The 16,140-nt window shown below is 64.0% G+C and carries 12 protein-coding genes; 8 read left to right on the top strand and 4 right to left on the bottom strand.

Going from position 1 to position 16,140, the window contains the following annotated elements; all coding sequences use genetic code 11:
* Positions 1-166: 166 nt before the first annotated feature.
* Together N7E70_RS20150 and N7E70_RS20145 are read left to right on the top strand one after the other, a co-directional pair.
* Complete coding sequence (locus N7E70_RS20150; RefSeq protein WP_442866468.1) at positions 167-1,585, top strand: Ppx/GppA phosphatase family protein; 1,419 nt, start codon at positions 167-169, stop codon at positions 1,583-1,585.
* Positions 1,582-2,304, top strand: a complete 723-nt coding sequence (locus N7E70_RS20145) for an RlmE family RNA methyltransferase (protein ID WP_154385590.1) — start codon at positions 1,582-1,584, stop codon at positions 2,302-2,304. Before N7E70_RS20150 ends, N7E70_RS20145 begins: the two co-directional genes overlap by 4 nt.
* Here the strand turns inward: N7E70_RS20145 and N7E70_RS20140 are convergent.
* Entirely contained in the window at positions 2,299-3,708 is a 1,410-nt protein-coding gene (locus tag N7E70_RS20140) for an MFS transporter (RefSeq protein ID WP_263007387.1), read from the bottom strand. The genes N7E70_RS20145 and N7E70_RS20140 overlap by 6 nt on opposite strands.
* 403 nt (positions 3,709-4,111) lie before the next feature.
* On the opposite strand from N7E70_RS20140, the gene guaB reads away from it, so the two are divergent.
* From guaB to N7E70_RS20125, 3 genes are all read left to right on the top strand, one after another.
* Positions 4,112-5,614, top strand: coding sequence for an IMP dehydrogenase (gene guaB, locus N7E70_RS20135; RefSeq protein WP_263007386.1), 1,503 nt, complete (start codon positions 4,112-4,114; stop codon positions 5,612-5,614).
* A 70-nt stretch (positions 5,615-5,684) separates the two neighbouring features.
* Positions 5,685-6,194, top strand: a complete 510-nt coding sequence (locus N7E70_RS20130; RefSeq protein WP_331461841.1) for a hypothetical protein — start codon at positions 5,685-5,687, stop codon at positions 6,192-6,194.
* Between the two features lie 327 nt (positions 6,195-6,521).
* Positions 6,522-6,941: an MAPEG family protein gene (locus N7E70_RS20125; RefSeq protein WP_192317034.1), complete on the top strand. Its 420-nt coding sequence runs from the start codon at positions 6,522-6,524 to the stop codon at positions 6,939-6,941.
* An 18-nt stretch (positions 6,942-6,959) separates the two neighbouring features.
* On the opposite strand, the gene rnd is transcribed toward N7E70_RS20125, so the two are convergent.
* Together rnd and N7E70_RS20115 are read right to left on the bottom strand one after the other, a co-directional pair.
* On the bottom strand, positions 6,960-8,117 hold the full coding sequence (gene rnd / locus N7E70_RS20120; RefSeq protein WP_192317032.1) for a ribonuclease D: 1,158 nt from the start codon (positions 8,115-8,117) through the stop codon (positions 6,960-6,962).
* Between the two features lie 84 nt (positions 8,118-8,201).
* Entirely contained in the window at positions 8,202-9,446 is a 1,245-nt protein-coding gene (locus N7E70_RS20115; RefSeq protein WP_067963033.1) for an MFS transporter, read from the bottom strand.
* A 193-nt stretch (positions 9,447-9,639) separates the two neighbouring features.
* Here N7E70_RS20115 and N7E70_RS20110 point away from each other — a divergent pair, with 193 nt between their 5' ends.
* Positions 9,640-10,056 carry a GNAT family N-acetyltransferase gene (locus N7E70_RS20110; RefSeq protein ID WP_263007385.1) on the top strand — a complete coding sequence of 139 codons (417 nt, stop codon included), beginning with the start codon at positions 9,640-9,642 and terminating at the stop codon, positions 10,054-10,056.
* A gap of 138 nt (positions 10,057-10,194) precedes the next feature.
* Positions 10,195-11,985 (top strand): aspartate--tRNA ligase, encoded by a 1,791-nt coding sequence (aspS, locus tag N7E70_RS20105; protein WP_067963025.1) that lies wholly within the window; start codon positions 10,195-10,197, stop codon positions 11,983-11,985.
* 232 nt (positions 11,986-12,217) lie between these two features.
* On the opposite strand, the gene N7E70_RS20100 is transcribed toward aspS, so the two are convergent.
* Positions 12,218-13,411 (bottom strand): hypothetical protein, encoded by a 1,194-nt coding sequence (locus tag N7E70_RS20100; RefSeq protein WP_067966715.1) that lies wholly within the window; start codon positions 13,409-13,411, stop codon positions 12,218-12,220.
* Between the two features lie 262 nt (positions 13,412-13,673).
* Here N7E70_RS20100 and parC point away from each other — a divergent pair, with 262 nt between their 5' ends.
* A complete protein-coding gene (gene parC, locus N7E70_RS20095; RefSeq protein ID WP_263007384.1) occupies positions 13,674-15,980 on the top strand; it encodes a DNA topoisomerase IV subunit A in 2,307 nt (768 codons plus the stop codon).
* Positions 15,981-16,140 lie beyond the last annotated feature (160 nt).

The raw sequence follows: 16,140 nt of genomic DNA, 5'->3' as shown, positions 1-16,140 counted from the left end.
CACGACCGGGTGGGGTTCCAGCTTTGCCCCATCAAAGCCGGCTATTCAACCCGAGCGGCGGTTTTCCGTGCGCAAGGCCGGCGCGTCCGGCACGTCGGGCGGCAAATTACGACGCAGGCGGCCTTGGTGATCGGCGCGCACGCTGATAGTGTGGCCGCAACACAAGATGAGATGCGCGTGCAGCGTCCGAAAGGTTCGCGCGGCGCCAGAAGGAAGTTGCAAGGTGAAGGACCGCGAGCCCGGCGCTGACGCGTCGGATGCGGGTGTCTCTGGGGATGGGCCGTCGCGTCACAGCGCCGGCCGATCGCAGAAGGGCCGTCAGGCCGCCGCGCGACCGGTCAACGGTCACGGCCAAGGGGACGCTGCGCAACACAAGGCAAAGACCCGGAAAAGGCGCAAGCGCCGGCGCGGACGCAAGGTTTTTGCGCGCGATGGTGCACAACCCGCTGCCGCTGGCGGACAGGCTGAAACAGCCAGCCCGCCGGCGCAGCTCAAGCCGAACACGGCTCCCGGTCCCGCGCCAAAACCCGCACCCAGGCCGGATCAGGCCGAGCTGGCACGTCGCGTGCCGACGGCGGAGCTTCCGGTCTTTGCCGCGCTCGACCTCGGCACCAACAATTGCCGCTTGCTGGTCGCCGTACCAGGCAGGCCCGGGCAGTTCCGTGTCATCGATGCCTTCTCGCGCATCGTCAGGCTGGGCGAGGGACTGTCGGCATCGGGGCGGCTGGGCCAGCCGGCGATGGACCGCGCCGTCGAGGCGCTCAAGGTCTGCAGCGACAAGCTGCGCAACCGCAAGATCCGGCAGGCGCGGCTGATCGCCACCGAAGCCTGCCGCACGGCAGCGAACGGGGCCGAGTTCATCGACCGCGTCGAACGCGAAGCGGGCCTCAAGCTCGAGATCATCGACCGCCAGACCGAGGCGCGGCTTGCCGTGTCCGGCTGCGGCTCGCTGGTCGAGCGCGACACCGACGGCGTCGTTCTGTTCGACATTGGCGGCGGCTCGTCCGAGATCGCGCTGATCGACGTCTCGCGCCATCGTTCGCCGCGCCTGGCGAATCACATCGTCTCGTGGACCTCGCTGCCCGTCGGCGTGGTGTCGCTCGCCGAGCGATTCGGCGGCCGCACGGTGACGCGCGAGATCTTTGCCGCCATGGTCGAGGATGTCGCGGCGCGGCTGCGTGCCTTCGACGGGCGCAACCGGCTGAGCCACATCGTCTCCAGCCCGAAATTCCATCTCCTGGGAACGTCGGGAACGGTGACCACGCTGGCCGGCGTGCATCTCGAACTCGACCGCTACGACCGTCGCCGCGTCGATGGCCTGTGGATGGACGGCTCGAGCGTCGATCGCATGGTCGAAAAAGTGCTCGGCTGGGATTTCCAGCAGCGTGTCGCCAATCCCTGCATCGGCGCCGACCGGGCCGACCTGGTGCTCGCCGGCTGCGCCATTCTCGAGGCGATCCGCGCTGTGTGGCCGTCGGAAAGGCTGCGTGTCGCCGACAGGGGCTTGCGCGAAGGCATATTGAGCGAATTGATGGCCGACGACGGCGTGTGGCGCCGCAACTGGCGGAACGGACAGCAGAGATGACCAAGAAGCCGACAAAGCCGGAGGTGGCGGCAGGCGCGACCCGCGTCATGCGCACCAAGATCAAGAAGAAGCGCGGCCTCAAGGAATCGTCGCGCCGCTGGCTCGAGCGCCACATGAACGATCCTTATGTCCAGCGCTCCAAAGCCGACGGCTACCGCTCGCGCGCGGCCTACAAGCTGATCGAGATCGACGACAAGCATCATCTGCTCAAGCCCGGCATGAAGATCATCGATCTCGGTGCCGCGCCCGGCGGCTGGTGCCAGGTGGCGGCGGCCCGCACCGGCTCGACCGCCGAGAACCCGCATGTCGTCGGCATCGACTATCTCGAAATGGATGCCGTGCCCGGTGCGCCCGTGCTGCTGATGGATTTTCTGGATGACGCCGCGCCGCAGCGGCTTTCGGAAACGCTCGGCGGCGCCCCCGACGTCGTGCTCTCCGACATGGCGGCGCCGACGACGGGCCACCGCCGCACCGACCACATCCGCACCATGCATCTGTGCGAGGTCGCCGCCGATTTTGCCATTTCGGTGCTCAAGCCGGGCGGCCACTTCCTGGCCAAGACCTTCCAGGGCGGCACTGAGGCCGAGCTCTTGAACCTGCTCAAGCAGAATTTCCGCAGCGTCCATCACGTCAAGCCGCCGGCCTCGCGCGACGAATCGGCCGAGCTTTATTTGCTCGCCAAGGACTTCAAGGGCAGGGCTGCCCCCGACCCGTCATAGCTGTTGCGGCTCTTCGACTGTGGGCCTCTGCCCGCCATGACCTGAAATGGCCTTGCCGGCGTCGGGCGCCAGCCGCGCGAACAAAAGCATCGGCAGGGCCGTGATGACGGCGATGACCAGGAAGGCGAAGGTGAAGCCTGCGCCGCCGATGGCCTGGCCTGTGAACACGCTCCACAACTCCAGCGCGCCGCCGCCGAGGGCAACGCCGAGCGCCACCGTGATCTGCTGGGCGGCCGCCGAAATCGCCGTTGCCTGGCCGCTCTGCGCCGGCTCGATATCGGCGAACACCAGAGCGTTGGTGGAGGTGAAGAACATCGAGCGCAGGAAGCCGGCGAGGAACAGCACCGACAGGATCAGCAGGTAAGGCGTCTCGGCCGTGAAAAAGCCGTTGGCGGCGATCAGGCAAGCCGAGCCGCCCGAGGCGACCAGAAGCACGGTGCGGAAGCCGACAGTGCGCAGGATGCGCGGCGCTACGAACTTCATCGACAGCGCGCCCGCAGCAGTGGCGAAGGTGATCATGCCGGACTGGAACGGCGTCAGCCCGAAGCCGAGCTGGAGCAGCAGCGGCAAAAGGAAGGGTGTCGCGCCGACGCCGATGCGGAACAGCGATCCGCCCGCAATGGCCGTCCGGAACACCGGGTTGGAAAACAGCTTGAGCTGCAGCAGCGGGTAATCCCTGCCCCTGGCGTGCCTGGCATAGAGCAGGGCGCTGATCACGCCGATGCCGATGGTCACGACGCCAACGACCGGCGGCAATGCCGGCAGGCTGACGACCGACAGGCCGAAGACGATGCCCGAGGCGGCGATGGCCGAGAGGAAGAAGCCTGTGACGTCGAGCGGGCGTGTCGGCTCGGGCGGGATTTCGGGCAGGAAACGCCCGGACAGCCAGATGCCGATCGCGCCGATCGGGATGTTGATCAGGAAGATCCAGTGCCAGGCAAAGAAGGTGGTGATGAAGCCGCCGACCGGCGGGCCGATCAGTGGGCCGATGAGGGCAGGGATGGTCAGCGTCGCCATGGCCGACACCAGCCCGCTCTTTTCAGTTGTGCGCACCAGCACCAGGCGCGCCACCGGCGTCATCATCGATCCGCCCATGCCCTGCAGGAAGCGCGCCAGCACGAACTCGCCTAGGGAACCAGAGACGGCGCAGGCGACCGAGCCCAGCATGAAGACGCCGATCGCGACGCGGAAGACCAGCTTGGCGCCGAAGCGGTCGGCCATCCAGGCGCTGATCGGGATGAAGATGGCGAGCGAGACGAGATAGGCCGTCAGCGCCAGCTTGAGCGCGATCGGGCTCGTACCGATGTCGGTGGCGATCGCCGGCAAGGACGTTGCGATGACGGTCGAATCCATGTTCTCCATGAACAGGGCGACGGCAAGGATCAGCGGGGTGGTTCTATTCACGCGGGGCAAGTCCGGGGGGCAGGAAGTCTGACGCAAGGGGGGCGCTGGTTCGACCGCAACCGAGCGTTATCACGGATGCCTTGATATGTCCGTAGCCAGCGCCCTTTGCAATTCAGGGCCAGATACTTCGAGGTGCCGACCTCGCGGGCATAATGCATCGTCTCGGCGATGCGTTCCGGGGTTGGCGGATGTGTCGACAGGAAGTCGTTGTCGTCCTTGCCGCCATGTTTGTTGTGCCGGGCGCAAGCCGGCCGATCTGCGCGGCGTGCAATTGGCCGTCATCATGCGCTTTTCATCGCTTCGAAGACGTGGTACCAGCCACCGCCAATCCTGAAAGGGAAAAGACGAGTCGACGCTGCATACCAATGGTTCCAGCGTCCCTTCACGCATTCCGAGGTTGGCCATGGCAAAAATCATCGAATCCTCCACCGGCGCTCTGGCGCTGACCTTTGACGACGTGCTGCTGCAGCCCGGCCATTCCGAGGTCATGCCCGGCGAGACCGACATCAGCACCCGCATTGCCGGCGACATCGACCTCAACGTGCCGATCATTTCGGCGGCCATGGACACGGTGACCGAGGCGCGGCTGGCGATTGCCATGGCCCAGGCCGGCGGCATCGGCGTCATCCACCGCAACTTCACCCCGGTCGAACAGGCCGAGCAGGTCCGCCAGGTCAAGAAGTTCGAATCCGGCATGGTGGTCAATCCCGTCACGATCGGCCCGGATGCCACGCTGGCCGACGCGCTCACCTTGATGCGCACGCATGGCATTTCAGGCATTCCGGTCGTCGAGAATGGCGGCACCGGCGGTCACCAGACCGGCCGGCTGGTCGGCATCCTGACCAATCGCGACGTGCGTTTTGCCTCCGACCCGGCGCAGAAGGTCTACGAGCTGATGACCCGCGAGAACCTGATCACCGTAAAGGAGACGGTCGAGCAGGACGAAGCCAAGCGCCTGCTGCACCAGCACCGCATCGAAAAACTGCTCGTCGTCGACAAGCATGGCAATTGCGTCGGCCTCATCACCGTCAAGGATATGGAGAAGTCGCAGCTCAACCCGAACGCTTCCAAGGATGCGCAGGGACGCCTCAGGGCGGCAGCGGCCACCAGCGTCGGCGATGACGGCTTCGAGCGCGCCGAACGGCTGATCGATGCCGGCGTCGACCTGCTCGTCATCGACACAGCGCATGGCCATTCGCAGCGCGTGCTCGACGCAGTTGCCCGCGCCAAGAAGATTTCCAACTCGGTCCGCATCATGGCCGGCAACGTCGCCACCGCCGACGGCGCCCAGGCGCTGATCGATGCAGGTGCCGACGCCGTCAAGGTCGGTATCGGACCAGGCTCGATCTGCACCACGCGCATCGTCGCAGGCGTCGGCGTGCCGCAGCTTTCGGCCATCATGTCGGCCGTCGAGGCTGCCCAGAAGTCCGGCGTCACCGTCATTGCCGACGGCGGCATCAAATATTCGGGCGATCTGGCCAAGGCGCTTGCCGCTGGCGCCGGCGCTGCGATGATCGGCTCGCTGCTTGCCGGCACCGAGGAAAGCCCGGGCGAGGTCTATCTGCACCAGGGGCGCTCGTTCAAGGCCTATCGCGGCATGGGCTCGGTGGGCGCCATGGCGCGCGGCTCGGCCGACCGCTACTTCCAGGCCGAGGTGCGCGACACGCTCAAGCTGGTGCCTGAGGGCATCGAGGGCCAGGTGCCCTACAAGGGCCCGGTCGGCGGTGTGCTGCACCAGCTCGCCGGCGGCCTCAAGGCTGCCATGGGTTATGTCGGCGGTCGCACCCTGACCGATTTCCGCGAGCGCGCCACCTTCGTGCGCATCTCCAACGCCGGCCTGCGCGAGAGCCACGCGCATGACGTGACCATCACCCGCGAAAGCCCGAACTATCCGGGCGGCATGTGATTTGATGGTGCTGCGGCTGCGGCGCCACGCGGCCGCATTATGTGTGGCCACGGCGGCGGTCTTCGCCGCCATGACGATGCTGGAGTTCCTCTATTTCCGCAGCCTGAGCGGCGGCCTGCCGTCGCTCGACCTGCGTTTTCTCGGTTTCTCCGAGGCCGAGGGGTTTGCCTGGATCGCGGCCATGGGGCGGCCGGGTGCCGAGATCATTCTCGTCTGGCACTATTTGACCTTCGATCTGATCTTCCCGGCACTGCTGTCAGCCACTTTGGTCAGCCTGATGCTGAAATCAGGCGAGCGTCTCAAGCGTTTTTCGAGCTTGTCCGAAACCATGCGCTCGGTCACGGCTTTGACCCTGGTGCTGCCCTATATGATATCAGACTATGCCCAGAACATCGTCGTTGCGCGCATCCTGTCCGACCCGGCATCGGCCGGCTCAAGGTCGATGTCGCTGGCCTCGGCGCTTGTCGTGACCAAGTTCGCATTTCTGGCGGTGCCGGTTGTCGTCATCGCTGCCTTTGCCCTGGCGGCGAAGCGCAACCGATCAAATTCGGCCGACGTTGGAAGCCACAGGGCTGGCTGACAGGCTTGGAGCCGTATCGAGCATTTCTGTTTCTTCTCGGATTCGACCGGCTCGGTGACTCGGTAGCGGGCGAGCAAGCCGTGACGTGCCTTCGCCCCCGGCCGGTTCGTGGCCGTCAATCCTCGCGTATCGTGCGTTCGTGGGCCTGGATGACCGAAAGGGCCGGCTGAAAGCGATTGGCGGTTGCGGGAAGCATCATGTTTGGCCGATCATGGGACTGTGCTTTTCGTCCCTAGTCTCGTCCGCGCCAGTGAATTCTCCGTTAATCAAGATGAATTGTTGTGACGGATATTCTTGTGATTATCTGCTTTTATTCAGGGGATGCTTATGAACCAGGCCACGATTTTCTGGCCCATGCTTGCCCAGGTCCTGCTGGTCTACATCGTCTATGCCGTACTTTCGGCCAGGCGCAGGAATGCTGTCCGGTCCGGCGAAGCGCGGATCAATCAGTTCAAGACGCGGTCCACCGAACCTGAATCCAGCGTCACCGCCGCCAACAACATCATCAACCAGTTCGAACTGCCGGTGCTGTTCTACGCCGCCTGCCTGTCGCTCTATGTGACGTCGGGCGTTTCATATGTGGCGCTGGTGCTGGCCTGGCTGTTCGTGGCGTCGCGCTATGCGCATGCCTGGTTCCACCTGACCGCCAACAGGGTCAAGTATCGCAGCAGGGCCTTCATTCTTGGCGCGCTGCTTCTGGCGCTGATCTGGATCTGGTTTGCGCTCCACCTTGCCGGCGCGGTCTGACCGCGCCGAACAGGCCGTTCAGCTGTTGACCTCGAACACCGAGATCCGGCGCTTGTCGAAGCGGATGGCCAGTTCGCCGCGCACCAGCTTCAGTGCTGCCTCGCCGAACACCGAACGGCGCCAGCCCTGCAGGGCAGGGACGTCGGCAGCTTCGCCTTCTGCGGCGATACGGTCGATATCGTCGCCCGAAGCGAGCACCTTGGGGGCAACGCCTTCCTTCTCCGAGACGAGCCGCAGCAGGACCTTGAGCAGCTCGGAGGCGGCACTGGAGCCCTCCGGCGGCTGGAATGTCTTGGGCAGCTTGGGCATCTGGTCGCGCGGAATTTCGAGCGCCGCGTTGACGACGGTGAGCAGCGCCGTCGCCGACGACGAACGTTCCCAGCCCTTGGGCGTGGTGCGCAGTCGGGCAAGTGCGGTTGCATCGCGTGGCGCCTGCTGGGCGACTTCGTAGATCGCGTCGTCCTTGAGCACGCGGCCACGCGGCACGTTGCGCTCGCGCGCCTCGCGCTCACGCCAGGCAGCCACTGCCTGCACGATGGCCAGTTCCTGCGGCTTGCGCAGGCGCATCTTCAGCCGTTTCCAGGCGTCCTCGGGATGCGGGTCGTAGGTCTCGCGTGAGGTCAGGACCTCCATCTCTTCATTGAGCCAGTGGGCGCGATTCTCGCGCTCGAGCTCGGTGACGAGATGCTTGTAGACGTCGATCAGGTGGGTGACGTCGGCCAGCGCATAGTCGAGCTGCTTTTCCGACAGCGGGCGGTGGCGCCAGTCGGTGAAGCGCGATGACTTGTCGATGCGTCCGCCGGTGATCTTCTGCACGATCTGCTCATAGGAGACGCTGTCGCCGAAGCCACAGACCATGGCGGCGACCTGGGTATCGAACACCGGGTGCGGGATCAGTGCGCCGAGATGGAAGATGATTTCGATGTCCTGGCGGGCGGCATGGAAAACCTTGGTCACCGCCTCATTGGCCATCAACCGGAAGAATGGCTTGAGGTCGAGGTCGGGCGCCAGGGGATCGACCAGTGCGGAAACGCCGGGCGCTGCCATCTGGATCAGGCAGAGCTCGGGCCAGAAAGTGGTTTCGCGAATGAACTCGGTGTCTACCGTGACGAAGTTGGACTTTTCGAGAGCGGCTATGACGGTTTCGAGTTCGTCCTGGGTCGTTATTACATGCATAATATTGCTTTTATCAGAACGCGTTGTCTTTCCATTTCAGCCGAGCGCCCTTTCGTCAAGCACTTGCACGTCCGATCACGGAGTCTAGCCCTCATCGCTGCCGTTTGCAGCGCTGTTTCGGCCTGCAAGCCGGGCAAAGATCGGGGACGTCCTCAACAGGGCGATGAAGCGTCCGCGGTGGCCGGCCGGCACCGGCGAGCGCGAGCCCATACGGTAGATGATGACGGCGACGAACACGACATAGACGGCCGCACTGAAGCTGAACAGCGAATGCGGGCCGAACTTTTCCATCACCAGTGAGGCAACGAAGGGTCCCGCGATGGCACCGACGGAATAGAACAGCATCAATGCCGCGTTGATCAGCACGAATTCGCCTTTTTCGGCGCGGTCGTTGGCATGTGCTGCCGACAGCGAATAGAGCGGCATGGCGAACGATCCGAAGATGAAGACGAAGACGAAGTTGGCCAGCGGCGAATTGCCGGCGAGGAAGACCAGCATCAGCGCGGAGGCCATGGCGCCGGCAGTGGTGACGAGCAGCACCTTGCGACGGTCCCACAGGTCGGACATGTAGCCGAGCGGGTACTGGACCAGCGCGCCGCCGATGATGCCGACACTGACGAAGGTGACGACGTCGGTCACCGACAGGCCGATCTGCTCGGCATAGATCGGGCTCAGCGTGCGGAAGGCGCTGTTGGTGACGCCGACGAAGATGCAGCCGATGCTGCCGAGTGGCGAAATCTGCCAGGCGCGTTTGAGGTCGAGCTTGACGTCTTCGGGCGGTGTCGGATTGGAGCGGTCGCCCAGCGAGACCGGCACCAAGGACAGTGTGATCATGATCGACATGATGGCGAAGATGGTGAAGCCGCCGGCGCCGAAGACCGGGATCATGAACTGCGCGCCGGTCACCGAGCCGATGTCGATGATGCGGTAGATCGCCAGGATGCGGGCGCGGTCGTGATTGGAGACGCCTGAATTGAGCCAGCTCTCCATGACCGTGAACAGTCCGGCGAAGCAGAAGCCGGTGGCAAAGCGGATCACCGACCACATGACCGGGTCGATGACGAGAACCAAAGTCAGCGTTGCCGAGGCGGCGATGGCGGCGAGTGCCGCGAAAGCCCGGACGTGGCCGACGGCCTTCATGATGCGTGAGATGAACAGGCAGCCGAGCAGGAACCCGACGAAATAGCAGGTCCCCATCAGGCCGATGGTCGAGGCAGTAAATCCCTCCTGTGCGCCGCGCAGCGCAATCAAGGTGCTTTGCAGGCCGTTGCCGCCCAACAGGATGCCGGCGGTGATCAGGAGCGGGATGAGGGGGCGTATGGAGGACATCAGGCAACGCAGTACAAAAGCTGAGGTGGCTACAGTTTGCCCGATCGGTCAATGCCGGACAGCCGCTGGTGCGACATATTCCGTCGACTGCGCCAACGTCGCTGCCGCGGCAGCGTCTAGCGTGCGCGCGCGGCCCGGTTCATCCCTGACAAGTGGACCGCTGGCTGGATTGTGAGGGACAGACGAGGCCGCGATGACGACATTGACAGTGAGCACCAGCATCGACGAGGAAACGGCCCGCTTCATCGGCGAGGGGCTGAACGCCTATAATTTCGACACCGCCGGTCCGCACAACGACCAGGATCTCTGGATCGTCGCCCATGGCAAGGATGGCTCGGTCGCCGGCGGCCTCAAAGGGTCGTCCGAATACACCTGGCTGTTCGTCGAATGGCTGTGGATCAGCAGCGCTCATCGTGGCGAGGGCCTTGGCCGGCGGCTGATTGCCCGGGCCGAGGAGGTGGCACGGCAGCGCGGCTGCATCGGCGTTCACCTCGATTCGTATACGTTCCAGGCGCCGGAGTTCTACAAGCGATTGGGATATGAAGAGTTCGGCCGCATCGACGATTACCCGGCCGGACATTCCAGGGTTTGGCTGAAGAAGCGGTTTTGACCCTGCGCCTGAGCGGTCTTAAAACCGCTTTACCTTGACAAAACCGGGCACCCATGCGCTTTTCGCGCCAAATTTTAGGCCCGGGCGCAGCTGTCGCCCCGGCGTGACGTCCAAACAGCCTGAACCGGAAAATTTGCCATGCATCGTTACCGCAGCCACACCTGCGCTCAATTGAGGAAATCCGACGTCGGCGCCGCCGTTCGCCTGTCCGGCTGGGTGCATCGCGTGCGAGATCACGGCGGCCTGCTGTTCATCGACCTGCGCGACCATTACGGCCTGACCCAGATCGTCGCCGATCCCGATTCGCCCGCCTTCAAGGCCGCCGAGACGGTGCGCGGCGAGTGGGTCATCCGCGTCGACGGCGAGGTCAAGGCGCGCATGGCGGAAGCCGTCAACGGCAACCTGCCGACCGGCGAGATCGAAGTCTTTGCCCAGGAAATCGAGGTTCTGTCGGCCTCCAAGGAATTGCCGCTGCCGGTGTTCGGCGAGCCGGACTATCCAGAAGACATTCGCTTGAAGTACCGCTTCCTCGATCTGCGCCGCGAAACGCTGCACAAGAACATCGTCGCCCGTACCAAGATCATCGCCGAAATGCGCAACCGCATGACCGGCGAGGGTTTCACTGAATATTCGACGCCGATCCTGACGGCCTCGTCGCCGGAAGGCGCGCGCGACTTCCTGGTGCCGTCGCGCATCCATCCCGGCAAGTTCTTCGCGCTGCCGCAGGCGCCGCAGCAGTACAAGCAGCTGCTGATGGTCGCCGGCTTCGACCGGTACTTCCAGATCGCGCCCTGCTTCCGCGACGAAGACCCGCGCGCTGACCGCCTGCCGGGCGAATTCTACCAGCTCGACCTCGAAATGAGCTTCGTGACCCAGGAAGACGTCTGGAACACGATGGAGCCGGTGATGCGCGGCGTGTTCGAGAAGTTTGCCGACGGCAAGCCGGTCACTCAACAGTTCCGCCGCATTCCCTATGACACGGCGCTGCGCACCTATGGCACCGATAAGCCCGACCTGCGCAACCCGATCGAGATCCAGGAAGTCACCAGCCATTTCGACGGCTCTGGCTTCAAGGTGTTCGCCGGCATGATTGCCTCGAACCCGAAGGTCGAGGTCTGGGCGATCCCGGCCAGGACAGGCGGCAGCCGCGCCTTCTGCGACCGCATGAACTCGTGGGCGCAGGGCGAGGGCCAGCCGGGTCTCGGCTACATCTTCTGGCGCAAGGAAGGCGACAAGCTCGAAGGCGCCGGCCCGATCGCCAAGAACATCGGCGAGGAGCGCACCGAAGCCATCCGCCAGCAGCTTGGCCTGTCCGACGGCGATGCTGCCTTCTTCGTTGCGGGTGATCCCAAGAAGTTCGTCTCGTTTGCTGGTGCTGCCCGCACCCGCGCCGGCGAGGAGCTGAACCTCGTCGACCGCGACCGCTTCGAGTTGTGCTGGATCATCGACTTCCCGTTCTACGAATGGCTGGAAGAAGAAAAGAAGATCGATTTCGCCCACAACCCGTTCTCGATGCCGCAGGGCGGCCTGGATGCGCTGAACAACCAGGATCCGCTGACCATCAAGGCCTACCAGTACGACATGGTCTGCAACGGCTTCGAAATCGCCTCCGGTTCGATCCGCAACCAGCTGCCCGAGCTGATGGTCAAGGCGTTCGAGCTGACCGGTAAGACGCGCGAGGAGGTCGAGGAGCAGTTCGGCGGCCTCTACCGCGCCTTCCAGTACGGCGCCCCGCCGCATGGCGGCATGGCTGCCGGCGTCGACCGCGTCATCATGCTGCTCGTCGGCGCCAAGAACCTGCGTGAAGTGACGCTGTTCCCGATGAACCAGCAGGCGCAGGATCTGTTGATGAATGCGCCGTCGGAAGCCACCCCGCAGCAGCTGCGCGAGCTGTCGCTGCGCGTCGCGGTGGCCAAGAAAGAAGCTTAAGCGATCCGCGCAAGCGATTCTTTTGATTCAATGAAAAGCCCGGCATCGCTGCCGGGCTTTTTCGTTTCCTGATGTCGCGACCGGATCGGTCCTGGTCTGCTGCGGCAGCCGGGAAAGAAGCTCAGGCGATCCGCGCAAGCGATTCTTTTGACTCGACAAAAACCCTGGCGGCACAACAAAAAAGCCCGGCATCGCTGCCGGGCTTCCGCGTTTCCTGATGTCGCGGCCAGGATCAGTCCTGGTTTGCGGTCACCGTCAGGCCGAGCGTCTTGGGCAGGTCCTTGGGGTTCGACATGCCGCTTGCGGCGAGCAGGGCGAACGGGACCGGCGAGGCTGGCTTGGCGGCGATCTCGATCGACTTGGGCGCGTCGAGATAGGCGGTGACGGCCGCCGTCACCTGGGTCGACAGCTCCGGATTGTTCAGTTCCATCATCAGGAACGGCACGATCGCCTTGGCCTGGTTGGCAATGTCCTTGGCCGTCATGTTCTGCTGCTTGGCGACGTATTCGAGAACCTTGTTGGTTACCGAATCGTCGTCGAAGCGCACGGTTGCGCCATTGAAGGTCAGCTGCTGCATCAGGCCGAGCATGGCCATGCCCTGGGCCGAGTTGTCCGCGCCTTCCGGCTGGGCGGCCATCTTCTTCTGCAGTTCCTGCACCGACTTCAGGAATTCCACGGTGTAGCCGCCGAGGTCGAAGGTCATGCCGAGCGTGCCGGCATTGTCGACGGTGATGTCGTAGCTCGACAGTGCCATGCGGCCGTCTGTCGGCTGCCAGGTGCCTTCCATCTGGAAGTCGCCCGAGATGTTCTGGTAGCCGAGCGCCTCGATCGCAGCCTTCGACTGCGGGTCTTCCACCAGGGTCAGGTCGGCGGTGAACTTTTCGGCCGAACCGGTGAACTCCATGGCGTTGCCGTCGGCCGGAGGCGTCACCTCGGCTGCGAAATTGGTCATCTGGAAGGCCTGCTTGTCGCCGACCTTGACGCTGACAGTGTCGAGATTGGCGGTCTCATACATCAGGAACGAGGCCAGGATGTCGGTCGAGTCGGTGGCCGGCAGCGTGACGTTGCCGAGCGTCAGCGGGCTGACCTCGACCTTGGTCGGGCCTTCGTTGAGGCTGTAGGGCTCGGTGGTGATCGTTTCGATCTTGAAGCCGCGATTCTCCTCGGTGATGCCGCTGAGCGTGAGCTTGCCGATCGACAGCGGCTTGCCTTCGCCGTCCATGGCGATGGTCGCACCTTCGATGACCGCTTCGGACGCGTCGCCGGTGACGCTGCTCCAGCCAAGCGTCAGGCTCTGGCCGGCCAGCACCGACTTGAGCCGCTCGGCGACAGCGGTGGCATCCTGGGCCATCGCTGCATTGAGCGGAAGCGAGAACAGGAAGGTCGTGAGTGCGAGCTTGCGGAATGCAGAGCGGTGTTGCGTCATCATAGATCCCTGAGACTTTGAAATGATTCAGCCTTACGTCAGCCACGAACTGGACCGGAAGAAGGCGACGTGACGACAATGGCCGCAATTCGATCCAAAAGGCAATCACCGCAGTGCAACACGCGCAAAAATGGTGAATGACCCCCTGATCGCGTGATTGCTACTTTAGCGAGCGGGCAGATTTGTCGCACTCCGACGCCGACGGCTCTTGCATTTGGCGATAAGGCTTGTCGCGAATCGCCCGTTCCGCTAGTCCCAAACCATGGGAAAAGGGTTTGTGCCGCCCGGAAACGGTGGCGGCGACAATATTGAACCGGTCGATCTGAAGAAGGCGCTCGAAGAGCGCTATCTTGCCTATGCGCTGTCGACCATCATGCACCGGGCACTGCCTGACGTTCGCGACGGACTGAAACCGGTCCATCGCCGCATCATGCACGCCATGCGGCTGCTCAGGCTCAATCCCGACCAGGGATTCGCCAAATGTGCCCGCATCGTCGGCGAGGTCATGGGCAAGTTCCACCCGCATGGCGACCAGTCGATCTATGACGCGCTGGTGCGCCTGGCGCAGGATTTTTCGGTCCGCTACCCGCTCATCGACGGCCAGGGCAATTTCGGCAATATCGACGGCGATAGTGCTGCCGCGATGCGCTATACCGAAGCGCGCATGACCGATGTGTCGGTGTCGCTGCTCGAAGGCATCACCGAGGACGCCGTCGACTATCGCCTTACCTATAACGAAGAAGACGAAGAACCCGTCGTCCTGCCGGGCGCGTTTCCGAACCTTCTCGCCAACGGCTCGTCCGGCATCGCCGTCGGCATGGCGACGTCGATCCCGCCGCACAACGCAGCCGAGCTGTGCAGTGCCGCCCTTCACCTGATCGACAATCCCGATGCCTCGGTCACCGACCTGATGACCTCGCCGGGCGAGTGGGAGCGTATCAAGGACGATGCGGAACTGCGTTTCGCCTGCAAGGTGCGTGGGCCCGATTTCCCCACCGGCGGCAGCATCGACGACGACTGGGCGGCGATCGTCAACGCCTATGAGACCGGACGCGGCGGCTTCCGCGTGCGCGCGATGTGGAAGCAGGAAGACCAGGGCAGGGGCACCTGGAACCTTGTCGTCACCGAGATCCCCTACGGCGTCCAGAAGGCGCGTCTGATCGAGAAGATCGCCGAGCTTCTGATCGCCCGCAAATTGCCACTGCTCGAAGACATCCGCGACGAGTCGGCCGAAGACATCCGTGTCGTCCTGGTGCCCAAGAGCCGCACCGTCGATCCGGGCCTGCTGATGGAATCGCTCTACAAGCTCACCGAGCTCGAAAGCCGCTTCCCGCTCAACATGAACGTGCTGTCGCGCGGCAAGGTGCCGAACGTGCTGTCGCTGAAGAGCGTCTTGCGCGAATGGCTCGACCACAGGCGCGAGGTGCTCGTCCGCCGCTCGAAGTTCCGCCTCGGCGAGATCGAAAAGCGCCTCGAGATTCTCGGCGGCTACCTGATCGCCTACCTCAACATCGACGAGGTGATCCGCATCATCCGCGAGGAGGATGAGCCGAAGCGCACGATGATGGCGCGCTGGGACCTGACCGACAATCAGGCCGAAGCCATCCTCAACATGCGCCTCAGGGCGCTGCGCAAGCTCGAGGAATTCGAGATCCGCAAGGAGCATGACGCGCTCAGCACTGAGAAGAAGCAGATCGAGGCGCTCTTGGCGTCCGATGCCAAGCAGTGGGCGACGATCAAGTGGGAAGTGAGCGAGGTCCGCAAGCATTACGGTCCCGAGACCGAGCTGGGCAAGCGCCGTACCGTTTTTGCCGAAGCGCCGGACCATGACCTGACCGACATCCACCACGCCATGATCGAGAAGGAGCCGGTAACGGTCGTCGTCTCGGAAAAGGGCTGGCTGCGCGCGATGAAGGGGCATCTGGCCGACTATTCCCAGCTCACCTTCAAGGAGGGCGACAGCCTCAAGCTGGCGTTCCCGGCCCAGACCACCGACAAGATCCTGGTCTTCACCACGGGCGGCAAGTTCTACACCATCGGCGCCGACCGTCTGCCGGGCGGGCGCGGCCATGGCGAGCCGATCCGCATCATCGTCGACATGGACAACGACCAGGACATCGTCACCGCCTTCGTCCACGAGCCCAAGCGCAAGCTCCTGCTGGTCAGCCATGAAGGCAACGGCTTCACCGTGCCCGAGGAAGAGGTCATCGCCAACACCCGCAAGGGCAAGCAGGTGATGAACGTCAAGGCGCCCGACGAAGCCAAGCGCTGCATCCCACTGACTGGCGATCATCTCGCCATCGTCGGCGAGAACCGCAAGATGCTGGTGTTCCCGCTCGAGCAGATCCCCGAGATGACGCGTGGCAAGGGCGTCAGGCTCCAGAAATACAAGGACGGCGGCGTGCTCGACGTGAAGACCTTCACGATGGAGGCCGGCCTGAGCTGGCTGGATTCGGCGGAGCGCACCTTCACCCGGTCGCGCGAGGAACTGCTCGAGTGGATTGGCACCCGCGCCACCGCCGGACGCATGGTCCCCAAGGGCTTTCCGCGCACCGGCCGCTTCGGCTAGCGCAAGTCCTGGGGAAACCGTGCCGCGGGTTTCCCGGGAATTGCGCAAGGACAAGGAATCCGGAATGAGGGAATGAACGCGTGCGGTGCGGCAAAGTTTTCGTGCGCGGCACCGCATTAGCCTCTATGATCTCCCCACCGGCGCCGAACCGCGCGCCGGG

The sequence above is a fragment of the Aminobacter sp. NyZ550 genome, from assembly GCF_025628925.2.
GTDB lineage: Bacteria > Pseudomonadota > Alphaproteobacteria > Rhizobiales > Rhizobiaceae > Aminobacter > Aminobacter ciceronei.
Note: the sequence above shows the minus strand (reverse complement) of the source record. Positions and strands in the feature narration are given on the sequence as shown.